Source organism: Fibrobacter sp. UWH1, from assembly GCF_002210365.1.
In the GTDB taxonomy this organism is placed as follows: domain Bacteria; phylum Fibrobacterota; class Fibrobacteria; order Fibrobacterales; family Fibrobacteraceae; genus Fibrobacter.
In genome coordinates this window covers 1-23,340 of the sequence record NZ_MWQG01000044.1, presented here as the reverse complement: position 1 = coordinate 23,340, position 23,340 = coordinate 1, and the positions used below count along the sequence as shown (strand labels likewise).

At 50.2% G+C, this 23,340-nt stretch carries 16 protein-coding genes and 1 pseudogene; 8 read left to right on the top strand and 9 right to left on the bottom strand.

From position 1 onward, the window contains the following. Window positions 1-173: 173 nt before the first annotated feature. Together B7992_RS14235 and B7992_RS14230 are read right to left on the bottom strand one after the other, a co-directional pair. A complete protein-coding gene (locus B7992_RS14235) occupies window positions 174-617 on the bottom strand; it encodes a hypothetical protein (protein WP_088666602.1) in 444 nt (147 codons plus the stop codon). A 34-nt stretch (window positions 618-651) separates the two neighbouring features. Then, window positions 652-4,446: an Eco57I restriction-modification methylase domain-containing protein gene (locus B7992_RS14230; RefSeq protein WP_088666601.1), complete on the bottom strand. Its 3,795-nt coding sequence runs from the start codon at window positions 4,444-4,446 to the stop codon at window positions 652-654. Between the two features lie 256 nt (window positions 4,447-4,702). Here B7992_RS14230 and B7992_RS17465 point away from each other — a divergent pair. Next, window positions 4,703-4,801: pseudogene (locus B7992_RS17465) on the top strand (ORF6N domain-containing protein); the annotation flags it as partial. 404 nt (window positions 4,802-5,205) lie between these two features. On the opposite strand, the gene B7992_RS14225 reads toward B7992_RS17465, so the two are convergent. Further along, window positions 5,206-6,087 carry a DNA alkylation repair protein gene (locus B7992_RS14225; protein WP_139258475.1) on the bottom strand — a complete coding sequence of 294 codons (882 nt, stop codon included), beginning with the start codon at window positions 6,085-6,087 and terminating at the stop codon, window positions 5,206-5,208. A 6-nt stretch (window positions 6,088-6,093) separates the two neighbouring features. After that, a complete protein-coding gene (locus tag B7992_RS14220; RefSeq protein WP_088666600.1) occupies window positions 6,094-6,990 on the bottom strand; it encodes a bile acid:sodium symporter in 897 nt (298 codons plus the stop codon). A gap of 77 nt (window positions 6,991-7,067) precedes the next feature. Between B7992_RS14220 and B7992_RS14215 the strand changes: the two genes are divergently transcribed. Next, on the top strand, window positions 7,068-8,474 hold the full coding sequence (locus B7992_RS14215) for a TrkH family potassium uptake protein (RefSeq protein WP_073161544.1): 1,407 nt from the start codon (window positions 7,068-7,070) through the stop codon (window positions 8,472-8,474). A gap of 100 nt (window positions 8,475-8,574) precedes the next feature. After that, window positions 8,575-9,231, top strand: a complete 657-nt coding sequence (locus tag B7992_RS14210) for a TrkA family potassium uptake protein (RefSeq protein WP_073161543.1) — start codon at window positions 8,575-8,577, stop codon at window positions 9,229-9,231. Between the two features lie 115 nt (window positions 9,232-9,346). Here the strand turns inward: B7992_RS14210 and B7992_RS14205 are convergent, their stop codons facing one another. From B7992_RS14205 to B7992_RS14195, 3 genes are all read right to left on the bottom strand, one after another. Then, entirely contained in the window at window positions 9,347-9,751 is a 405-nt protein-coding gene (locus tag B7992_RS14205; RefSeq protein ID WP_073161542.1) for a Fur family transcriptional regulator, read from the bottom strand. 44 nt (window positions 9,752-9,795) lie between these two features. Then, window positions 9,796-10,380, bottom strand: coding sequence for an NADH peroxidase (locus tag B7992_RS14200; protein WP_073287288.1), 585 nt, complete (start codon window positions 10,378-10,380; stop codon window positions 9,796-9,798). Between the two features lie 343 nt (window positions 10,381-10,723). Next, window positions 10,724-11,311 (bottom strand): hypothetical protein, encoded by a 588-nt coding sequence (locus tag B7992_RS14195; protein ID WP_073161540.1) that lies wholly within the window; start codon window positions 11,309-11,311, stop codon window positions 10,724-10,726. Between the two features lie 105 nt (window positions 11,312-11,416). Here B7992_RS14195 and aroC point away from each other — a divergent pair, with 105 nt between their 5' ends. From aroC to B7992_RS14180, 3 genes are all read left to right on the top strand, one after another. Then, a complete protein-coding gene (aroC, locus tag B7992_RS14190) occupies window positions 11,417-12,499 on the top strand; it encodes a chorismate synthase (protein WP_073236102.1) in 1,083 nt (360 codons plus the stop codon). 70 nt (window positions 12,500-12,569) lie between these two features. Beyond that, window positions 12,570-13,541, top strand: a complete 972-nt coding sequence (locus B7992_RS14185; protein ID WP_088666599.1) for a tetraacyldisaccharide 4'-kinase — start codon at window positions 12,570-12,572, stop codon at window positions 13,539-13,541. 101 nt (window positions 13,542-13,642) lie between these two features. Next, a complete protein-coding gene (locus B7992_RS14180) occupies window positions 13,643-15,115 on the top strand; it encodes a hypothetical protein (protein ID WP_088666598.1) in 1,473 nt (490 codons plus the stop codon). A 58-nt stretch (window positions 15,116-15,173) separates the two neighbouring features. On the opposite strand, the gene B7992_RS14175 is transcribed toward B7992_RS14180, so the two are convergent. Further along, the gene (locus tag B7992_RS14175) at window positions 15,174-15,560 is read right to left on the bottom strand and encodes a co-chaperone GroES family protein (protein ID WP_073161536.1); all 387 of its coding nucleotides are present in this window, start codon (window positions 15,558-15,560) and stop codon (window positions 15,174-15,176) included. 39 nt (window positions 15,561-15,599) lie between these two features. Between B7992_RS14175 and B7992_RS14170 the strand changes: the two genes are divergently transcribed. Continuing rightward, on the top strand, window positions 15,600-16,592 hold the full coding sequence (locus B7992_RS14170) for a hypothetical protein (RefSeq protein ID WP_073161535.1): 993 nt from the start codon (window positions 15,600-15,602) through the stop codon (window positions 16,590-16,592). A gap of 41 nt (window positions 16,593-16,633) precedes the next feature. Continuing rightward, on the top strand, window positions 16,634-18,514 hold the full coding sequence (locus B7992_RS14165; protein WP_254917723.1) for an ABC-F family ATP-binding cassette domain-containing protein: 1,881 nt from the start codon (window positions 16,634-16,636) through the stop codon (window positions 18,512-18,514). 86 nt (window positions 18,515-18,600) lie between these two features. On the opposite strand, the gene B7992_RS14160 is transcribed toward B7992_RS14165, so the two are convergent. After that, the gene (locus tag B7992_RS14160) at window positions 18,601-22,884 is read right to left on the bottom strand and encodes a fibro-slime domain-containing protein (RefSeq protein WP_088666596.1); all 4,284 of its coding nucleotides are present in this window, start codon (window positions 22,882-22,884) and stop codon (window positions 18,601-18,603) included. Window positions 22,885-23,340: the final 456 nt, after the last annotated feature.

Genomic DNA, 23,340 nt, shown 5'->3' with positions numbered 1-23,340 from the left:
AGAGAATCATCTAGCAAGGCAGCCTAAATGCTTCCACACATGTTGATGATGCCTCACATTTTTTAACAATAAATGTTCCGAATTGCACAGCATCACATTTAGGATTTACTAATAATAGAGTAATATTGTCCCAGGAAGGGCTTAAACCATTTCCCATAATGGCGTCTTTTAATTCACTTGTTGATTCGTCTATTTTTTTTTCCTATTTTCCCAAATCCTTTGGTCATATCGTTATGTAAAACCTTTTCCCCTTCCGTCATAACCAAATCAATATAGTCGGCAAAGTCCGTTAAAATAGACACAATAGCATTCTTGAAAAAATGTCTACAAATTATATTTAGAGTTTTATCATACCCCTTTTCTTGTATATATTTTTGTGCAATTTCTTCAATGGCATTTTTCTCTAATTTTGAATAAGTGAAATCTGATTTATCGCTTTTCTTGAATTCTTCTAAAAGAGCTTGAACTACTGGATCATCAGAATTCCATTTCTTTTTATGTATTTTTCTCCATTTGAAAAAACTTTTAATTGAAGTCCATATTCCCCCACGAATAGCTTCTTCACAGGTAACAAAGGTTCCAATAATAGTAAAAGTAAGTGAAAGCATTTCCATCATTATTCCTTTATTTTTTAATAGATACTTTATAATTTCACCTCTTCTCCACGGTTTCTATCTCTTCGGCATCGGTGATGCCGTAGAGTTGATAGACGAGGGTGTTGACTTGCGCTTCGAGGGTGGCGATATTCCTTTGGATTGCTTCGTCACTTACTTCACTGGATCCTTCGACTTCCCCTATCGCCTTCGGCTCCAGGGTCCGCTCAGGATGACACGAAGCTTGCTTTTTAGCGGCGATGATTTCATCGGCGAGGGTGGCGAGTTGTTGCAGGAGTTCCGCGTTGTCAAGGGGGATGCGGAGGTTTTCAAAGTAGGTGGTACTTATATTTCGCGCGCCGCCATTGAGGACTGGGCAGTTATACTCAATCCAAAGTTTGACGAGATTAGAATTGAATATGGCGAGGAGCGCCTTGAGGAACGTTCCCTTCGGCAAGCTCTGAAAACTTTCTTTTTCAGAGATGATGTAGTTTTTGTTATTGCACATCATCCCCAGTTCATCATAAGTAAAAGAAAACAACGACGTGATTTCGGGATAAATAATCTTCGGTTTGCTAAAATCCTCTAAATAAGCACAATTGCGTAGATTGTATGGCGTATCGCCTTTATCCCCACGTTTAACCAGCTTATCTATAAATTGATCAAGATGCTTTTTTATTGCAGGATATTCATCAATATTGATGGGCGCAATGTTCCTTTCTTTTATTCCGTTATGCGGATTGATTAGATACTGATCACTTTCCGTTACCCATGCGTTAATGTCTCTGCCGCGAAGCAAGGGCTTTATGAGTTCTTCGCTCTTGGGGTCTTCAGCAATGAGTTTTTCTCTCGTCTTTCCGTCAATAAAGAATGCGTCGTTGAATCCGGTCTTGATGCCATAATTAATGGTAATCGGCATATCTTTCAGAGCCGTGCCAACATTCATTTTCTGCAATACGGAATCGTGAAGTTTGTTGCGGATGCTCCATTCGCTTGCACCAAAATTTTCTGCCGGGAACTCGAATGTCGCGGCATTGACTTCTTTTTCAAATTCGCCGTGATAGTTCTTGCTGTTCAGCGAACACGCCAAAACCGGCATCTTGTCGCCGGACTTTTGCGATACGAATATGCACACGTAAATGGTCGCATCGGCAAAGAACTGGACATCGCCAAAATTGAGAATTTTTTTGAGCGATGTTTGGCTCATGAATTGCCGCAGTTCCTTGCCGTAATCCACGAGCATCCACTTGTTCGGCATAATGAACGAGAAATATCCGTTCTTTTTCAGCAGGCTGTAGGCACGTTCCACAAAGAGGCAGTAAAGGTCTGCGGACTTGTTGTAGCAACTGTAATCCCGTTTGCTGTAAACGTCGCTCATCTCGCCCATGCTCTGGAGTTGCACATACGGCGGATTTCCGATGATGGCGTCGAAGCCTGTAAAGCGGCCTTCGTCGTCGAGGATTTCTGGGAATTCGAACATCCATTCAAGCGAGTTGGAAAAATCAATATCGTTGTTCTTGACCACGTTTCCGAAGAGGTCGATGCTGGGCGGCTCCTTGAGTTGCGACTTGAGACCAGCAATGTTCAGGCGAAGCTGTTGCTTGTTGTAGCTCGTTCCGCCCGCCTTGTAATCTTGAACGTTTTTCCTGTATTCCTTGAGTTTCGCGGCGAGTCCGTTTTTCTTGTCGGCCTTGTCATCTTTCTGCAAAAAGTCCAAAACGACATGCCCGTTCTGCACGGGGTATTTGCTCAGTAACGAATCGCCGACTTTGATATTGATGTCGATGTTCGGGAGTGTCTGAAGTTGTTTGTAGTCGCTTTCCTTGGTGTAGTAGGCGTTCTTCAAAAGTTCAATCCAAAGGCGCAAACGGCAGATGTTCACGCTATTGGGGTTCAGGTCAACGCCGAAAAGGCAATTCTCGATAATGCGACGCTTCTCGTTGAACAAAGCTTCTTGATACCGCTGGCTTTCTTCGTTGCCGGGCTTGTATTCAAACGGTTCGCCCTCGTCATCAACAACAGAAAGTTCGTCGTTATCAACTTTCAAAATCAGGTCGCGGCGTTTGATGCGTTTGCCGTCCGCATCGCACAAAATGTTCAATTCCGATTTGATTGCAAGCAGGCGATTAAGGGCCGACACCAAGAAATGCCCAGAGCCCACGGCCACATCGGCAACGCGGATATCATCAACAATTTCGTTCGCTTCTGAAATATCTTCAATCTTGTCCGAGACATCTTCCAAATTTTCGCATTTCCAGGACTTTTTCTCGTTGAACTTCTGCACTACCGTCCGTTCCAGCACATCGCGGGCCATGTAGTCGGTGATGAACCCTGGCGTAAAGAAACTGCCGTCTTTGTAGCCGTTGATTTTTTCGAAGATGAGTCCGAGAACCGACGCGTTGATGAGCGTCTTGCTCGTAGAGGTCACGCCGCCTTGGGCATCGCTTGCAAAGTTGTACGCATCGAGGAACTTGAAGATGTAATCCAGATTCGGGAGTGTACCTTTTGCGCGTTTGCCGCGTTCGTCCTTCAAAACGGTCTTGTTGAAAATTTCCATCTGGGCATCGGGAATGCCTCGGATTTTCAGGTGCTTTTCGTCTTCGGTCGGCTCGAACAGTGAACTGTTCAGGTAAGGGACGTTCGGGTAACGCTTGAGCACGTCTTCGTCGCGATCCTCGATTTTCTTGCCGAGTACCTTGAAAAAGAAAATATTCAGTTCGTCGAAGTTCGCTATTTTGTCTGTACTCATGAACCGGTACGATGCATCGCCCTTTTGATACATGAGGATTTGCGATTCGACAAGTTTCAGGAACAGCAGGCGGTTCACCCATGTGATGCAGAGACGGAGTGCCATCGCCTCGCATTCTTCCTTGTTCGGGAAATCGTCTTCAAGCTGGTAGATGGCACTTTCGAGGAGACTCGCCTTGTCGCGATTTGCGGGGTTCTTGCGTCGGATGACTTTCTTGCCGCCCTTATCTTCTTTCACTTCTTCGAGGCCGATGATGTGCAAGAGTTCCGCATAAAAATTGCGGTCAAGGCTGTTGCTGTCGTTTGCAAAAGGTTTCGCGAGGAGGGTTTCCGGGGAGAGGAATTTGTAGAGAGGGAGGAGCTTTTTAGATCCTTCGACTCCGCTTACGCTCCGCTCAGGATGACACACTGCATTAGATTGCTTCGTGGAGTTTATCCCGAACTTTGATCCGGGACTCGCAATGACGTTCTTGCAAGCATCTGCAAGGCTGAAATGCACGACGTTGATGTCGCAGGAGGCGAGGAAGTCGTCGATGGCGGGTTTCGCGATTTCGTTGTAGAAATCGGAGGTCTTGTTGCCGCTCATCTGATTCGCCTTGAATTTTAGGAACTGATCGTATATCGGTTTCGTCTTGTTCCCAAAATAGCGGATAAAGTCTTTTACGTCGAAGAAATACCATTCGTCAAAATTCGTGATGGCGAGCCACTTGATTTCGTGATTGCCCGATTGCACGTATTCCAGCATAAAGTAATAGACGAGTTCCTGCAACGATTTTACGTTCGGGTGCTCCGCCGAAAACATTTCCGCAACATTCGTCGGCGACTTCGCTTCGATAATCACCGCCGGCTTTGCACTTGCCGTATTCCCGTTAAAAATTGCAAGGTCTATCGGGCGGTTGACCTGCACCGAATAATCAGGTTCAAAAATCTTGCGTAAAAAATTCCAGATTTCGCCCTTGTGGTATTCTTCGTCCCGCGCTGCGTTCCGCTTGCTATAAAGATTCTTGAGCGAAAGCTTGAAATCCTCCATCTTTTCGACGGAAACAGGGAGCTTGAGGAACGCGGAATTGACGGACTTTTTAGGCGAAATGAACTTGATTGACATACAAGGGGAAATATACCCTTTTTGAAGACAAAAGATGGCAATTTCAAGGTTTCCGAGGCAAATCTCGTTTATTTTTGCAGTCGGGGCGTTGCGGGGTGTCCCCGCTAGAAGGGGTAGCGAAAAACGCCGAAGGCGGTTGGAGCGAGGGGGAGACTTCCCCCACCAAAATAATTTTCAGAATATCGCGCGGGCCTATTGACAAACTGGTGCGGCCAGTGCGGCCGAGGCCGTCGCGCCGAAAAAGCCCGGATTTTCCCTGATAGACGAGGATTTGCTCAAGTCGCGGATATATACCATCCGCGGGGTAAAGGTGATGCTCGATGCGGACTTGGCGGAAATTTACGTTTACGCATCCGGTTGTTGGCCGTCGATGCCGGCAGATGAAGGATTCTTGATTGCAGATTACCAGACATGATCCTCAAATGTAGTTCAACAAAGGGCTAAACACCTATTAGTTGTTCCGGGAAAGACAAAAAATTCCAAAATAGGTTACTAAAACCCGCTGATTAAGACTTTTAGTGACCTTATTTTTAGTTTATATGTAATGTTTTTAGTCAATTTCCATTATCAGGCGTTTTCATTTTTGAATTCAGGTTACTAAAAGACCATAAAAAACTTGACTAGTAACCCCGTTTTTCAACAAAACCCAAATTTCTAATTAGTTTGTACAAACTCTAGGTTACTAAATGTCGTCAAAAAGCTCATTTAGTAACCCAATTTCGCAAAAACACCTTCCGTTCAACATCCAACCACAGCAATTTAAACCTTCAGCGTCCGCAAATATGCCTTATGCTCGTCGGTCACGCGGAAGCTTTCGATAGATTTCTGGATGGCCTTGTTGTGAGTCCACGGGTCTAGTTTTCGTTTTTCAATATAAGGCACAGCGTCGTCCCACTGTTTTGCAAGGGCGGTAGCGAAATACCAGGCCACTTCCATCTGCACGTAGTATTCGGGATTCGCAAGCGTAACGCCTGCGGGAGTTGCAGCAGCCACCCTCGGGTTCGGCGCCATCACCGCAGCCGACCCACTTGGAGCCCCATCCGGCAACGACTTGAACTTTGCCGTATCCACCGCGGCCACCCACTTCAAAAACTTCGGGTCGTAACGGTCATCCAGGAACAAGTCCATCAGCATGTTGATGCCGAACCGCACCACATAAGGGTGGTCCGACTTGACCCACTCCTGAATGCGTTTCAGAAATTGCGGAACATCCTTCAGCAGGGCCCGGGGCTTTTTCCCGTCGCAAATGGCCCAGTTGTCTATGTAGGGCAAAAACTGTTCCGTGCGGGCAAGGCACTCGTCAAAATCCTTGATGTGCTCCAGCAGCATGGAATGGATATGGTTTTCCTCGAAGTACTTGTGGGGAAGCGAGTCCATGAACTTGGCCACATCCGGCGCAATGGAACTGCCCACGGACTTCGCGATGGACCCACCAACGGTCCGCGCGGCCCCAGCCTGCGACTTGCCCGAAGTTTTAGCAGTACCAAAAAATTCTTTGGCCAGCTTTCGCAGTACAGGAACCCTCACCCCGATAAGGGAGTCACAGGAAATCCCCGGCACCAAGGGCAGGTGGAAATCCTTGTACTTCAAATCCTGATTTTCAAAAAGTTTCTTGACGAGTTCCCTGTGAGTCATATTCAAAAGATACTACTTCTTCGGCTTGACTCGGGCGCTCATGTAGCTAAGCACCAGGTTCTGCCACACCACATAGCAGGTGGGAGCGATGGCGGCTACGGGGCCGGCATAGAGACTTGCGATCCAGATGACCAGAGTGGTATTCTTCTGGCCCATGCTCTGGGAACTTTCGATGGGGTGCTTCTTGTCGCAGAACCAGCCCAGCACAAACTGCAAAATGCAAAGGACCAACGCCACAACGGCAAGCAGGGGCAAGGTGCCGCTATTCCACAGATCGGCAAAACCCATTTCGCGGATATCGCGGCTAGCCTTGGCAAGAATCACGAAGACGCTGAAAGTCCAGATGAAGATGGTGTACTTGGAGAATTTCGCCACCTTGTCGGCAATTTCCGGGTAGAAGGAGCGGACCCCAAGAGCCAAGGCCAACGGGATAGAAATAATCGGCTGGATAGAATTGAAGATTCGGAGGGCGATTTCAGCAAAACCCGCCTCGGAACCGGTCAGGTAACCATATATAATAGGGATGCTGAAGCAGGCGATCAAGTGCCCACTTAAAAAGATCTTCAAAGCCAGCACCGGGTTTCCGCCCAGCATCTTGGCCATGGCAGGAGCCGCATTGGCCGGCGGGCAAAGGCAAATGATGGCGCCACCCAGAAGAACGTCACGGGGCAGGCCGAAAACTTCTACGCTAATCCACAACAGAGCCAACAGCAGCATGCTGGCGATAAAGGCGCGAACCTCGATCTTGAAGGTATAACCATGTTCCTGGGGCGGGACCTTGCCGATGAAGGTCAACAGCATCATGGTTCCAATCTGGAAAGGGAGGGTCGGCGCAAGAACGCTGGCCTGAGGCAACAAAATGCCAAGAATAATGGCAATCGGCATCAAAATAGCGCGCAAATTCTTCATAACGGCGCGCAATTTAGAAAACGTCCCCCCCCTCGGCAAGGCTCGACACCCTCCCCCAAATTACTATCTTTGTCCCCATGTTACATTCTAGGTACCAAGCCTTCGACTATCTCGAAAAGGCCTTTGAAAAGAAGAAGAAAAACGGAAACCCCATCTTGATGATCGTGTCGGGTTACCTCTCCCTCATTACCTTGGGGGCCTTCCTTCTCTCCATGCCCTTCGCCCAGCGCGAACCCATCGGCGTTCTGGACGCCTTCTTTACGGCAACCTCCGCCGTTTGCGTCACCGGGCTTTCTACTATTGATATCAGCGCAAGCTTCAGCCCCATCGGCAACTGGATCCTGGTCCTCCTCATGCAAGCAGGCGGTCTCGGAATCATGACAATTTCTACGGTGATCATCCTCCTGGCAGGTATGCATCCGGGATTCAACCACCAGTCCGCCCTACTGGCCAACTACACCCAGGAAGGTAACGTGGACGCCCAGAAGATCCTGAAGGCAGTCCTCCCCTTTACCTTCATCCTGGAAGGCATCGGCGCCATCTTCTACTTCACCCAGTTTACCGAAGAAGCCCTGGTGCAGTACAGCCTCTACGACCGCATTTTCGGAAGCATCTTCCAGGCCATCAGTTCCTTCTGTAACGTAGGCTTCACCCTGTTCCCCGATTCCCTGGTCCGTTTCCAGCTGAATCCCATCGTGAACATCACCACCTGCATCCTGGCCCTGGCCGGCGGTTTCGGCTTCCTGGCCATTACCGAAATCCAGTACATGTACGACTTCAAGAAGCGAGCCTTTCGAAAAATCTCGCTCCATAGCCGTATCGCCATCAGCTTTACCCTCATTATCGTTACCGTCAGTATCGCCTTCTTTATCTTCAGCGAATGGGGCAACGTCTTCTCGGACCTGAGTTTCGGGCAGAAACTTGAAACCAGCATCTTCATGGCCTTTACCAGCCGAACCGCAGGTCTCAACTCCATCGACGTCCCAAGCCTCAGCGTCGGCTCCCTGTTCTTCTTCGTGATTATCATGCTGATCGGCGCAAACCCCGGTAGCTGCGGCGGCGGTATCAAGACCACCACCACGGCCGTGATCGCCCTCCTGGGCTTCAACCGACTGCTGGGCCGCAAAAAGACCCAGATTCTGGGCCGCACCATTCCCGAAACCACCGTCGATAAGGCCGTCCGAATCTTCGTCGTGGCCATCGTAGTTATCGTAGTCGCCACCCTGGTCCTCCTGGAAACCGAAGCCGCCGGCACCTCCAACGCCCAAGGCTCCTTCCTGAAGGTATTCTTCGAAGTGGTCAGCGCCTACAGCACCTGCGGACTTTCCATGGGACTTACCCCCGACCTGTCCATCCCCGGCAAGATCGTGGTCTGCACGGTCATGTTCGTAGGCCGCATGGGCCCCCTGTTCCTGATTTCCGCCGTGGCGAAGAAGCAGGAAGACGGCATGTGGTACGCCGAAGAAGACATTATGGTCGGCTAATCAACGGAAAGCCTAAAGGTTAAAGGATAAAGAGACTGGATGCACCTTTAAACGTCACCTTTACGCTTTAACCTTTCCTCTATTTGCTATTTTTGCCCACATGGCTTCTAAACAATTTGTAGTTATCGGCCTGGGTAACACCGGCTATTTCCTGGCCCGTCACCTGACCGCACTCGGTCACGATGTGATGGTTGTGGACCCCAGCCCCGAAAAGATCCAGGACATCTCTAACCAGGTGGCCCAGGCAGTTGTTGCCGACGGCACCCGCAAAAAGCAGCTCCAGTCCCTGCCCCTCGCCAAGGTGGACAGCGTCATCTGCTGTATCGGCGAAGACCTCCAGGCCTCCCTCCTCACCGTCCTGAACCTCCGCGAACTGGGCGTCAAGCACATTATCGCCAAGTCCAGTAGCCCCGCCCACACCACCATTCTCGAAAAGCTGGGCGTCGCCGACATTTTCCACCCGGAACGCGACATGGCCATTTCCCTGGCCGAACGTCTCAACCGCCCCAACATGCTGGACTACCTGCCCTTCATGGAAGGTTTCTCCATCGTGGAAATCGCCTGCCCCGAATCCTTCTGGGGTAAGACCCTCAAGGACTTGAGCCTCACCCACAAGTACGGCATCCAGGTGATTGCCATCCGCGACCCCCTGGAACCCACTCCCAAGATCGGTAACATCGCCGACTACCCCCTCAAGGAAAACGACGTGCTCCTGGTCATCGGCTCCAACGAAGCCCTGGACAAGTTCAAGGCTTAATTATATATAGGTTAGCAGGCCTGTCCCGCATACCTTTAAAAAAAAGAAAGACCCCGGTAGGAACCGGGGCCTTCTTTACTTATAGAGAACAAGTTCACTTGATTCCGCGCATGGCCTAGTGCCCTGAACACTTCGGGCAGGTACCGAACAGGCTCAACTGCACCGCACTCAGGTTAAAGCCCTGGGGCAGCATGGTCGAACAGTCCGGCGGAGGCGACATCAGGTCAAAGACATTGCCGCAGCACTTGCACTTGAAATGGCAATGGGGGCTGCAGTCGGCGTCGTAACGCAGGTAGCCCTCGCCAAAGTCAAGAGTAAGCACCAGCCCATTATCGCTAAGCAACTGCAGCGTATTGTACACCGTAGTGCGGGACAGCGAAGGGTTTTCAGGCAACAAGTCCTGATAGATGGTATCAACTGTAGGGTGAGTCTTTACGCCCCGCAGGTAATGAAGCACAGTCACCCGCTGCACAGAGGGGCGAATGCCTTTGCTAGTCAGAATATCTGCAGTCTGCTTCATAAATCCTCACGCTAAAGTCATTGCGGCATCCGCCGCGACCCTAGTTACTTGCTGAAATAACGGTTCAGGAGACCTTCGAAAGCGCCACCGTGACGTGCCTCGTCCTTGCACATTTCGTGGACGGTGTCGTGGATAGCGTCGTAGTTCAGTTCCTTGGCGCGCTTGGCGAGAGCCAGCTTGCCTTCGGTTGCGCCGGCTTCTGCAGCAACGCGGAGCTGGAGGTTCATCTTGGTGTCGGCGTGAACCACTTCACCAAGGAGTTCAGCAAACTTTGCGGCGTGTTCGGCTTCTTCGAAAGCGATGCGCTTGTAGGCTTCAGCCACTTCGGGGTAGCCTTCGCGATCAGCCTGACGGCTCATGGCAAGGTACATACCCACTTCGCAGCATTCACCGTTAAAGTTTTCGCGAAGACCCTGCACCACTTCGGGATCCAGACCCTGGGCGATACCCACCTTGTGTTCGTCAGCGAAAACAGTCTTTACGACCTTTGCGCCGTTAGAGGCGGCAGTTGCTGCAGATTCGCCTTCGCAAACGAAAGCGGCCTTCTTAGCCTTGCAGAGGGGGCATACTTCCGGAGCTTCTTCACCCATGTGGATGTATCCGCAAACCTTGCACTTCCAAACCTTCATATGATTCTCCTTCGGCCCTTGCCGGGATGTGCGCAATGCCTATTGCCATAAAACCATCGCGCGGGTTAATTGGGTTCTGCATATTAGATTCACCATCCGGAAGATCCGTTGCAAACCTTTCTGCACCACCATTTTTGTAATCATTACAAATTTAAATCAATTACAATTAGTTGCCAAGACCTTTGATGTACTTTTTTTTATTATTACAAGAATCAACAGCCAGCCCGAAACAGAACTCCCCAAAAGGATTCCATCCGTCAAGCAGTTGATTTACGTATACAAAAAAAGAGCCCCGCATCTTTGCGGAGCTTCTTCAAAAATCAGCGGTTCGAATTCTTGCTTATTAGAACACCGGACGTTCGATAGTCGTCTTTTCAGTCTTCGTTTCGCCACGAGCCTTCTTTTCGGTGGCAAGCTTACGATGGACAACGGTACCGAGAACAAAGTAGCGCCCGTCCTTCTGAATAATGGAAACGTCTACATCGAGAGTCTTCACGGAGAACCACTGCTGGAACATGTTGCGGTAGTTTTCCTTGAGGGTAGAAGTTTCATCGATGGTGGGAGCGCCACTGGACTTGCCATACTTCAAGGTGAACTGGTCAGACATGTAACCTGCAGCCTCGAAGGACTTACTCAGCCGGGCACGTTCAACACGACCAGTCCGAATTTCAAAGGAATAGAACTTGTCGTTCTTATTGAAAATGAAGTCGACCTGCACCGGAAGTTCGCCGAAGTTGTAGACGGGGATAACGATATGATCACCTGCAGCACGCTGACCAAAAGGTTCATACCCCATCTTCATCACTTCTTCAATGACTTCTTCACGGGAAGATCCAAAGGGGATACCGGCGAAATCGTTACCATGCTGAGCAAACACTCCTGTAGACAGAAGTGTTGTCAATATCACAATGAAATATACGATACGTTGCACGGCGGTCTCCTAAAAACCAATGTAAAAGATAGTAAACTTTTGTTAGATTGCACCCCCATTGACAATTTTTTTTGTGTAAAAACGTGTTTTAGCTATATTTTGAGCATGTCTAGCACATTTGGTAAGATTTTTTCCGTTACGACCTGGGGTGAATCCCATGGCGCAGGCGTAGGCTCCGTCCTTGACGGTTGCCCTGCAGGACTCCCCCTCGACGAATCCGACATCCAGGCCGAACTGAACCGCCGTCGCCCCGGTCAGAACAAGATGACCACCCCCCGCGACGAAAAGGACCAGGTTCGCATCCTTTCTGGCGTTTTTGAAGGAAAAACAACGGGTACACCCATTTCCTTCGCAGTCTTTAACGAAGACCAGCGCAGCCACGACTACGCCGAAATCCAGAAGTGGTACCGTCCGGGCCACGCCGACCTGTGCTACGACCTGAAGTACGGTTTTAGAGACTACCGCGGCGGTGGACGCAGTTCCGCCCGCGAAACCATCGGCCGTGTTGCCGCTGGCGCCGTAGCCAAGAAGCTCTTGAAGCAGGTGGCAGGAACCGAAATCATCGCCTGGGTCAACTCCATCGGCGAAGTGGACTGCGGCCCCCTGGACCTGAACACCCTGACCCTGGAACAGATCGAAGCCTCTCCCGTCCGCTGCCCGGATCCCGCCGCCAGCGCCAAGATGGAAGAAGTGGTCATGGACGCCCGCACCAAGTGCGACAGCGTAGGCGGAACCGTCTGCCTGCTGGTCAAGAATCCGCCGGTCGCCCTGGGCGAACCGGTTTTCGACCGCCTGGATGCCCTGCTGGCCCAGGCCATGCTCTCCATTCCCGCCAGCAAGGGTTTCGAGATCGGTAGCGGTTTTGCCGCCGCCCGCATGCACGGCAGCGAACACAACGACGAACTGTTCTTCGACGGCCACAACTACCACACCAAGACCAACAACGCAGGCGGTTCCCTGGGTGGCATCAGCAACGGCGAACCCATTTACTGCAAGGTGGCCTTCAAGCCCACCGCCACCATCAGCCAGAACCAGAACACGGCCGGCCGCGGTGGCGAAAACGGTCAGCTTCTGGCCAAAGGCCGTCACGACCCCTGCGTGGCAGTCCGCGCTCCGGTGATTGTTGAAAGCATGGCCGCCCTGGTCCTGGCCGACCTGTTCCTGCAGCAAAAGAGACACTGTCTGTAGGGTATAGGTAGTAGACAGTAGGAAGTAGACAGTCGGGCGCACATGTGGTGCTTTTAGGTCAATCTGAAAAATGAAATCAGTTCGACGGAACCTTCTTAAAATAGCCGCCGCCTGTTATAGGGCGGCGTATTTGCTACACCATAAAGTTGCCCTGCGCCCCGACCTCACCCTCCCAAAAAAACTGGGCTCCACGAAGCTGATCGTGGTGGGCAGTTACCGCACCGGCGGCGCCGGCAAGACCCCCTTCTGCCTCTGGCTGGCCAAGCGATTGTCACAGCCACAAAACGGGCCCCACACCAAGGGCAGCGCCATCCTCTGCCATTCCTACGCCTACGACGAAATCCAGATGCTCCGCGAAGAAATTGAATCCCTAGGGGATGGGGGTAAGCAGACCGGTACGTCTAATTTTATAGAGGTCATCGGGACAGGAAACCGCCATCGCACAGTCCTGCAGCTTTTACAGCGGGAGACTCCGCCCGCATACATCATCTGCGACGACGGCTTTGAAGACAGCCGACTTACGGGGGCAGTCAACATTATCTTGCGGTGGAAGGAAGACCTTCCCTCTGAAGGTGGCGGCATCGGGCAGCTATGGCCCGCAGGCCCCTGCCGAAGCCTTCCCGAGGACCACCCTCAAGGCGAAAGCACACTGAACCTCTCTTGCGAAGACCACATTGAATTTCACATAGACCGCATCGCAAATGCTCAAGGCGAATCGCTTCCTCAATCCCTGGGGCGTTTTCATCGGGCAAGAGCCGTGTGCGGAATCGGTTCCCCAAAACGTTTTTTAAAGGACCTGGATTCCTTCGGGATTCCTACGGTGGACAACCGCCTCCTGAAAGATCATGACCGCAGCTTCCCTAAAAAATTGGCAGCACTTCTTGAGCAGTTCCCCGGAGACGCAATCATCATCACGCAGAAAGACGCTTGTAGACTCGACGAAAAAATGCGGAACCATCCCAACGTCTTTACCGTTTACCAAAAAGTTAGCGTTTCCCTTTCTGCAATCCACCATATAGACCTGTTGCTCGCGGGATCGTAGTCCCAGACAAACTGCATTTTTTTCAAAAAGAGGTTTGTTTCCCTTTTTCAGTGTAAAGGAGTTTTTTCAGTTGTTATATTTTTACCACTAGGAAGGATAATATGACACTGACTCAACGTATTTCGGAATTATTGCAGGCACTGAACAACGGCATTCCCGAAAGGGAGACCTGCATCCAGCTTGGATTTCTCGCTACGGTGACTAGCGAACCCTTCTTTATCTATGGCCGCGCCGGTTCCGGAAAGACCATGCTTACCGATCGTCTAGCCCAGACATTCAAGGCATCCAACCACCTCAAGATTAACCGCCATACACAGCAGTTACCCGAGGATCTGGGAAAGTACGACTTTATCGCCTTCCAGGATTTCAATCCCGCCGACGACGTGGCCAAGGAAAACATCCAGATTGCCCTGCATAACCGCAAGGGCGCCGCACTGACAATTTCCAGCGACCAGCGTCCCGAGAGCGTGCTGAACCGCGCCGAAATTGCGGACCAGATAACCCTGACCATTTCTTTGCCCGACAGTCTTTCTCCGGCAGCCCTCTGCGATTTGCTACAGAACCTGGACCGTCTCGAGAACGTATCCATTCCTGAAGCATTGACCGTTTCCAAGGAAGAGCGCAAACAGTGGTGCGAAGAAATCAAGAAGGTAGAACTGAGCCACGAAACATTGCGCGTCATTAGCCACCTGGCAGAACTTTGCGACCAGAGCGACATCTACGTTCCGATCCGCAAGTGGCTCGCCCTAGCCAACATCGCCAGAGCCATCGCATTCTTTAACGGACGCAAGCAGACCGTCATTACCGACATTCTGTTCCTGGGCATGCCGATCTGGGGCAAGGCAACGTCCAACAGCACCATTACCGAAAATTTCCCCGGTATCGTAAAATCTGTCATGATGAGCGAAATTCCCGAAATGCTTCATGAGCCTTACGACGCCAAGACTTTGCACAGCAAGGTGAAGACCTTGCTCCACAGCAGCAACAACCTGTACGAAACAAAGATGTTCAACAACGAGCCTTGCCTTTCGTACCGCATTACCATTGCCGGCGAACCTACCCCTTTGTACGTTCCGTTACGTTATGTAGAATCCGACGAGGATTTCAATCCGTTTAACGAACTTAAACAGGTAGAAACTCGCGTCCGCTGCAACTACCATGGAACTTCCAGTTGCACCATTTCCATCGACTCCTCCGTGAAGAACGTGGGTCTCCGCAGTTCCATGTCACGAAACCTTTCGGCAACCGCAAAGTTCGAAGACTTCGCCACGCTGCCCAGCTACATCCTCAAGGAAAACGACCCCCAAGTTGCCGCCGAAAAGAAGGTCAAACTGGAAGAGTACAAGAAGGAAGCGGTCGCCCAGACCGAAAAGCAGACAAAGTATTTGTTCGCTCTTAGGGACCTTTACCAGGCCAACAAGGCCCTGCGAGAAAATCTTTTCTGCAACAAGCAGCTGTTTGATTCCATCCAGGGCGAAGTCCGTTCCATCTTCGAGGCAAACAACGTTACAGCCAACACGCTAAAGGAAACCCTGGAACTTTTCAAGAGCCTGGGCAAGACTTCGGCCACCTAGGGCCAACAACATTGTTGAATGTTTTACTTACGGAGCGCGGCCTTAGAGCCGCGTTTTTTTATACGATAGACGAGACGTCGTCAGGAACGACAGGGCGTACCACCAGCATCACCGCATTCTGGGAAACGATTACATAACGTTCGCCGTTCACTTCTAGTTCCGTACCGCTGGCATGGAGGTACAGAGCCTCGTCACCTTCTTTCACCTGGAGGGGTACGTAATTCACGTTATCACTGGATTCTCCGCGGAATACGGCATCAGGATCCTGGCTGGCAGGAATCGGGTACCCCGGGCCAACCTTCACCACCAATCCCGTATGCACCGCATCATGTTCCTTGACACTGGGCGGCAGGTAAAGGCCACTTCCGGTCTTGTTGGCAGATTCAAGGGGCTTGATTAAAATACGGTCTCCAATGACCACGATATTCTTCAACGGATTCAGCATACCCTAAAGATAGAATTTCTTTTTCTCTATATTTACAAGGTGATCTTTATCGTTCTATGGACAGCCATCATTGCCTTTTTGGCCACCTACCTCCTGAAAAGCCCCAAAGTCAGGAGTTGGCTTAAGGTATTGATCCGGGCAAAGCTCCTTAGGCGGGTAATCATCTGCACCACAGTCATCATAGCGGCAATCATCATCGCCTACAAGGTACATCCGGTTCCCGAAATCCAGTCCACCGATGACCATTCCGTATTCATGGAATACTCCGCAAAGGCGGTCCACAAGATTGCCTCTACAGAAAATCTGACCTTGGATTCTTCCTGCGACCTGAGCCGTCCAAAATCAGAGTTGTCCTATATTCTGCCGCTAATTCTAAACACCTACGCAGACGTGGTCGATAAGCCCACAAAGCCAGTTCTTGTTCGACTTGACGACACCTTGCAAATTGAACTTCGCGGATATAAGCAATTCAAGAATCGAGGTTTCAAGCTAAAAAAGCTCCTGCAAAAGAAACTGGGAAACCGCTACAAGGTCGCCATACTTAGCGACGAGTCTACGACCCACACCTTGCAGATATCCTATGAAGGCACGCCCTGGAACAAGGAACAGCTTATAGCCCTCCCCGTTATGGAAGCCGCCAAGGAAAACCAGGTTGACCCCGCCCTTCTTATGTCTTTGATCAGGCACGTTTCCAACTTTGACTTTAACTTCAGGGGACCCAAGGATACCCACGGTCTTTTAGCCATGGGCGGCCATAAGGCACAGGATCACATTATCCACGCCAATGATCCGACTGAAAAAAAGGATCCCGAAATAGATGGACTGAATCAGATTTTCGAGGGAGCCAAAAGGTTGGGCAAACAGCTACAGGTTCTTAGTCTCGAAAATACAATCGCCACTTTTTACCCAGAACAGGGAATGAACTACACCGACGCCCAATGGACAAAATCACCCCTCATCAAAAGTTGGGTGGACCAGGTCATGGCAGACATCCAGTTCTATCACGAAAATGGGTTAAAGCCTTTGGATTAAGGTGAACAAGGGCTAGGAGCATTTTTCTATCTTGTGCCTTCGTGATTCAAGTACAGAACGTTACAAAGTCTTTTGGCATGCAGGTCCTTCTGGATCAGGCAAGCTTTTTGGTAGGCCCCCGCGAACGCGTCGGTCTCGTAGGTAGAAACGGTTGCGGTAAGTCAACCCTTTTCAAGATGATCCTTGGCCAGGAATGCCTGGACGGTGGCGTCATCGACATTCCTAAAAAGTATACGCTGGGCTATCTGCAGCAGCACATCAACTTTACCAAGCCCACGGTTCATGAAGAAGCCTGCAGCGTGCTGAAGCCCAATGAAGACGGCTGGATTGAAGAACACAAGGTGGAAGCAATTCTCTTCGGTCTGGGTTTCGATGAAGAATCCATGCAGAAGGACCCAATGTTTCTTTCCGGCGGTTTCCAGATCCGTCTGAACTTGGCAAAGGTGCTGGCCTCCGAACCCGACATGCTTCTGCTTGACGAACCTACCAACTATCTGGACATTGTGTCTATGCGTTGGCTCAGTCGCTTCCTCAGAAACTGGAAGGGCGAAGTGTTGCTCATTACCCATGACCATCATTTCATGGATGAAGTCTGCACCCACACCATCGGCATTCACCGTCACAAGATTCGCAAGGTCAAGGGCACTGTAGAAAAGCTTCGCGAAACCATCGCCGAAGAAGAAGAAGTGGCCATGCGCACCCAGGAAAACGAGGCCAAGAAAAAGGCCCAGCTAGATCAGCTCATCGAACGCTTCCGTTACAAGGCCGCCAAGGCTGCCATGGTGCAGTCCAAGATCAAGGCCGCCGCAAAGCTTGCCACTGGTGAGCGCCTGACCCACGAACGCAATCTGGATTTCAGCTTTACCGAGGCTCCCTTCCCCGGCAAGCGTATGCTCCAGGTTCACAGCCTCCACTTTAAATACGGTGAAGGTCCCGAACTCATAACCGACCTGGAATTCGAAGTTTTCAAGGGCGACCGCATTGCCATCATAGGCCCCAACGGTCGCGGTAAAACCACCCTGCTGAACCTAATCGCAAAGGAACTGCAGCCTACCTCTGGCGAAATCTGCCACAATCCCAACCTGCAGATTAACTACTTCGGCCAGACAAACATCAACCGCCTCAATCTGGACAACACGGTGGAAGAAGAAATCGCCACCGCCATCAAGGAAGTTTCCCAGAAGAGTCGTGCCCGCGGTCTCGCAGGCCTCATGATGTTCAGCGGCGACAACGCCCTGAAAAAGATCAAGGTCCTTTCCGGTGGTGAACGCAGCCGCGTGCTGTTGGGCAAGATTCTCGCCGAGGAATGCAACCTGTTGCTTCTTGACGAACCCACCAACCATCTGGACATGGAATCCATCGAAAGCCTTATCGACGCCCTGGAAGACTATGAAGGTTCCGCCATGGTGGTAACCCATGACGAAGAATTGCTCCACGCCTTCGCCAACCGTCTGGTTGTTTTCGATGGCGGCCAGTGCCGAATCTTCGAAGGTTCCTACGCCGACTTCCTCGAAAAGGTAGGTTGGGCCGCCGAAAAGAAACCCGGTGGAATGGATGGCGAAAACGCAAAACTTTCCAACATCGATGTCACCAAGGATGCAGTTCAAGCCAAGTCCGACGTTCCTTCTGCAAAGATGGACCGCAAGGCCCGTGCCGACTACATCGCCGAACGCTCCAAGGTCATCAAACCTCTAGAAAAAGCCATCGCCAAAATTGAAGACGATATTGCCAAGGCCGAGGAACTTTCAGGCGAACTGGAAGCAAAACTTGTCACCGCCTCTGAATCCGGTGACGGCACCGCCATCACCGCAATCGCCAAGGACATGGACGACGTCAAGAAAAAGATCGACGATCTCTACAGCCAATACGAACTCAAGAGCGCCGAACTGGATGCCGCCAAGGACAAGTATCCCCTCGACTAACAGGCCGCTTTTATAGACGGACCCTGTACGAATTTCAATAAATTAAAAGCGCGGAGTTGAACTCCGCGCTTTTATAGGTTAGACTTTTATTTAGAACGCTTAATACCAAGTGTATATGTATCCTCGGTATCGCCGGCCTTCTCATTGCCTGAATAAATTCGCACCTTGGTCTTTGTAATATAGGCACCAGTTCCTACCAGGCGTCCATTTTCGCTACGGGCATTCCATTCAAAGAAGATGTTGCCAGGATTATCGTAACAGTTGGACTTTTCCGGATTTTCGGCATTGTAGAAGACAGTTCTGTCATTACATGCAATTATTCCATGAGCTTCATTCACAAAATTTCCGATATGGGAGAAGTAATAACCATCCCAGACAATCCTAACCAGAGCCAGTGCAGAATCACGGTTTGCACCAGAAGGCAAATTCATGATCATGGTAGTTGCCAATTCACCAATGTTGAATCCCAGCAACAAACCAGGCAAACCTAGGCTATCCGTAATCTCCTTGATAGTCTTGTTAGAAGGTACAGAAATGGGAACAATAGGATCTTCATAAGGCCAGGGAGTTTCACCGTTGATCGTGACCACACCGGGTACGGCAAGTTCAGTTCTCTGTTCACCCACGATACGAACCCTGGGGTTGTTCAAGTGGGCTGCGTTTCCAGAACGGTCCTTGAGAGTTCCGGGAGTCAGACGGACATAATCACCAACGGCAGGTAATGTCCCTTGAGGAGTTCTATTAAAGAATACAGAAACAACATTTTCCTGCTTGTTGAAAGCCACACCGGTTATCAGGAGCGAATCATTGAAATAGGCGGAATCCCTGTAGAATTCAAAGAGATCGTTGGTGTTGAGACCCGCGTGATCAGAGCCTTCACTCATGCTGATAACCACAACGCTCATATCGCTGGAGCGATTTTCGATAACCGCACTCAAGATAACCGGAGCCACCTTGTCTTCAATGGAGGTGTTCATATCCAGTTTAACTTCATCGCCGGAATCTTCATCTATGTAGGTATAATGATACCTCAAGGTACCCTCATACTTTTTATCAGCAACGCCAGTAAACACGTCGGGTTTCAAGCCTTCCGGATTGTACAAAGTAACAACAGAATCCAGAAGGACCAGAGGCCAGACATTTTCCATTCCGTTGATATTGTAGAAAGTGCTTCCGCCAAAATTCCAGGAAAGGGTATCAGGAACCACATCCTTGAAGGGCTTGCTAAAGGGAATCACCAGACTATCCACAATACCGTCGCCTGTAACATCAAACATCTGGGCAGTGGTTACGAAAGGTACGGGAGGTTCCTTGAAGTGAATATTACGCCAGATCAATTCATTGGCCACGCCATTGCCATATATGACAAAGGATCCTTCGTTAACGGCAGAATCACCCACCACATAGAACTGGGCATATCCCAGGGAATCTGTAGAAATCTCGGTAATGCGCTGCTTGTCTACACCCAGGAAACCAATAGGATCATTAGTATAAAGATTCAAATTCACGGTGCAGTTCACACTGGAGCCTTCATCCATATTGCCACAGGGGCGACTTCCAAACAGGAGCACAATTTTCAGAGGAACCGTATCAGGGTAAGTCACATGCGCCAGAAGGGTATCGTTCTTGCCACCATCAGCGCCAAGAACCGTACCACGAAGAGTCAAACCATCAGGATCCAGCAACAACAAGCTATCGCTAGGAGTAAAGACATCTACGAAGGCGATATCCGGCAAGGGATATTCCGGCACCACAAAGGTGATCATCTGATACTGTGACTGATCCGAAGCCAGGTAGCAGATCAACACATAAGTACCAGGATCCAGGAGGCGGGAATTCACAAACGCGGTGGTATCCACAGTGAATGCCGACATGTTCTCGCTAATCCAGATACCACCATAATTCAGGCCAGGTTCCAGGAGAATGCCCTCTGTAGGCAACCTTCCGCCCACCAACTTAAACACTGTCTGAGCATAGGCGGTGTCCACCTTGGTCACGCTGGAAACATCGCAGCTCAAGGACTCATCAATCAGCAACTGCTTCAGTTCATATTCAATGACACCATTGGGATTATACTTCTGCACCGGGAAGTAAGTCTTCTGGGTCTGCAGATTGATGGACGTACGCATCTTGAAGTTGGAACCCGTTGCGTTTCGTTCCGAGAAGAAAATCTGGAACGGATATTCCGTACCTTCAACCAGGCCCAAAGTATCAAGATCAACAGCACCTTCCACAGGGCTATGGCAACCGCCAATATCCACCACCAGACGGTTATTGATAAAGACCCATACATCATCATCACCACGGAATTCAAAATACTGACCCTTCACATACTTGAACTGGGCAGAAATCTTCATGGAGAAGCTGTAGTTGTGTTTACAGCCCTGAACATCCCAGTCAAATTTTGGGTTCTTGATCGTCTTGGCTGAATCCAGATATTCAAAATCGTCTAACGGATAGAAACCAGGATTAATAGGATCGTTACAACCGTTAGGAGATTCCGTCACATCAGCCAGCCAGAAGCCTTCCGCATCCAGTTTCAAATCAATATCGCGGCAGGTGGCGTTGGTATATTCCTTGCCGTCAGGGCCAACAGCAACCACTTCCGGAATGAACCACTTGTCAATTTCACGACCGGCAGAACACTGGTCCCAGGGGAAAATCAGGGAATCCACGCGAAGAGGCAAACCATCGGGGCTGAGGGTTTCCTGCACCATGCCAAGAACATGGCCACCGCAAGTCTTATACTCCTTGGTCCCCTGCACAATTGTCGTATAGGCATTACCGCCATAAATACCGCCAAAGTCAATATCGATGGCATCATCATAAGATTCACCAGCCCAGTCCAGAAGCATTGCCGAAATCTTCATGGTGGGGCAAATCCCCAGACGTCCCGGGAACACCTCGCTGAACTTCGGAGCGCTAGAAGAAAGCGGATACGGGTAAACCCAAACCGTATCATACAAGGCCATCATGGAATCCAGGGAAATGGCAGATCCCATTCCGCCACCCTCACCCATAAGACCTTCAAGAGCGTAGTACTCCATTCCGAAAGACTGCTTAAAATGAACAGACCAGTCATCGGTATGCTTGAAATAGGTACCCTGGTACCAGCCACAAGTATCGCTCTGAGTCGAATCATAGGCATTTGCAGCAATAGGACCCATCTTCACGGTATCATCAGCCACGATCATGGCCGGAGACATATTGTCCCAGGGGCTCATCAAACGGACCACCTTCGGTTCAAGGGGTGAATACAGCACATCATAAGCCCCATTGGAGCGGGTATGAATCCAGGCTTCGTACACGCCCTGGGGGAACAAAGACGCAATCAGGGGGCGCTGAGCTTCAGAGAAGAAAGTGACCTGCGGCCATTCATTTTGACGGCGGTAGAAATTGACCACAGCCATCGTAGACTTCCAATCCTGAGACGCTGCCACGGCAGGAGAAAACTCATAACTGAACCAGAAAGGATAAGAATCCCTTTCCATGGCAGTGGGGTTATTCACAATATTGCTGCCGACGCTAATATACAGCAAGCTATCCTTGAATGTGGAATTATTGCGCCAGGGATGGTAAACATGAAGAACACGAGTAGAATCAAAGCAGGTACCCAAGGTCCCCATCGCAGCGGTGGGCGTCAAGTCACCAGAAGTGCCATCAACATAAACCGTATCGAAAGCATCCAGTGCATCAGACAGATCCAACGTACCTGCAGCAGGGACACTCATATAAGGCGTACGATTACGAACAAAATGAGCAGACTTCAACGGATTGGCCTTCATCGCCGCCGGAGAAATGGCTCCATAGAACCAACCGCAAGAGGACTTGTCATCCGGAACAAAACGCATCAGAATTGTGTCCTGACCAAAAATCATCTGCGGCAAGACCTTGTTACCCCAAGGACTCTTGAACCACACCATCTTGGAACCAGGAGCCACAAAAGAAACCGTATAGGAAGTTCCGTCGGTATACAGCCAAATTTCAACTTCATTGTTGAACATGGATTTGAAGGACATACCATCGGAAAGGTCCCACATTTCGCACTTGTTGTTGTAAGTCGTGCTGGCGCTTGCGGTATCGGAGCAAACATTGATCTTGAACCCGCCACCGTTAGGATAATCAGCCACTGTCTTATTCCAGGTATAGGAATACCAATGATCACCTTCCGGGGTCATCCTTGTGTTAGACGTTTTGCCAAAATCAGCATTCCAGCTGGTCACTTCACCGGTAATATGGTAAGTATAGACACTTTCATTACCCTTTACAGCATCATCACGATAAGGGGACTGAAGGTGAATAGTCAAAGTCGCATTAGAAACGACTGCGCTCAATAAAACCAACAATACAACAAACAAATTGTGTTTCATAAAACACAACACTCCTTTCTCAAACACTTACAAGCTAAAATAAACTCTTTATTCCATATAGGAATAAAAATAAGCGTTATAAAAGAAGTAACGTTGAGAATAACTCAAGGCATCTTTGAACTCTAAAAGCCCAATTGCATCAAAATTTCAAAACACTTTTTTGAGGGGATGAATCGTCGGGCAGGCCCCGCAAACCTGGGGACAGGCGGAAAGGCCGCCGACAGGGTACGCCTTTCCCGGTAAGCCTCCTGCGACAGCTCATGGCCTGCGCCTGGCGACGGCAGGTGCGGTGGGCCGAAGCCGCGCCCATGTACGGCGGGCGATGCCCACGTCGACGCCCCGGCGCGACGGCGATGGACATAAACAAGAAAGGGCCCCCCGAGGTTTTTCCTCGGGGGGCCCGTGAATCCAGCGGCGACCTACTCTCCCGGACCCGTAGGCCAGGTACCATCGGCG

Excerpts from the sequence above, each read along its gene's own strand:
- B7992_RS14235 (WP_088666602.1), bottom strand. The coding sequence starts at position 617 with ATGATGGAAATGCTTTCACTTACTTTTACTATTATTGGAACCTTTGTT.
- B7992_RS14230 (WP_088666601.1), bottom strand. The coding sequence starts at position 4,446 with ATGTCAATCAAGTTCATTTCGCCTAAAAAGTCCGTCAATTCCGCGTTC.
- B7992_RS14220 (WP_088666600.1), bottom strand. The coding sequence starts at position 6,990 with ATGAAGAATTTGCGCGCTATTTTGATGCCGATTGCCATTATTCTTGGC.
- B7992_RS14215 (WP_073161544.1), top strand. The coding sequence starts at position 7,068 with ATGTTACATTCTAGGTACCAAGCCTTCGACTATCTCGAAAAGGCCTTT.
- B7992_RS14210 (WP_073161543.1), top strand. The coding sequence starts at position 8,575 with ATGGCTTCTAAACAATTTGTAGTTATCGGCCTGGGTAACACCGGCTAT.
- B7992_RS14205 (WP_073161542.1), bottom strand. The coding sequence starts at position 9,751 with ATGAAGCAGACTGCAGATATTCTGACTAGCAAAGGCATTCGCCCCTCT.
- B7992_RS14200 (WP_073287288.1), bottom strand. The coding sequence starts at position 10,380 with ATGAAGGTTTGGAAGTGCAAGGTTTGCGGATACATCCACATGGGTGAA.
- aroC (WP_073236102.1), top strand. The coding sequence starts at position 11,417 with ATGTCTAGCACATTTGGTAAGATTTTTTCCGTTACGACCTGGGGTGAA.
- B7992_RS14185 (WP_088666599.1), top strand. The coding sequence starts at position 12,570 with ATGAAATCAGTTCGACGGAACCTTCTTAAAATAGCCGCCGCCTGTTAT.
- B7992_RS14180 (WP_088666598.1), top strand. The coding sequence starts at position 13,643 with ATGACACTGACTCAACGTATTTCGGAATTATTGCAGGCACTGAACAAC.
- B7992_RS14175 (WP_073161536.1), bottom strand. The coding sequence starts at position 15,560 with ATGCTGAATCCGTTGAAGAATATCGTGGTCATTGGAGACCGTATTTTA.
- B7992_RS14160 (WP_088666596.1), bottom strand. The coding sequence starts at position 22,884 with ATGAAACACAATTTGTTTGTTGTATTGTTGGTTTTATTGAGCGCAGTC.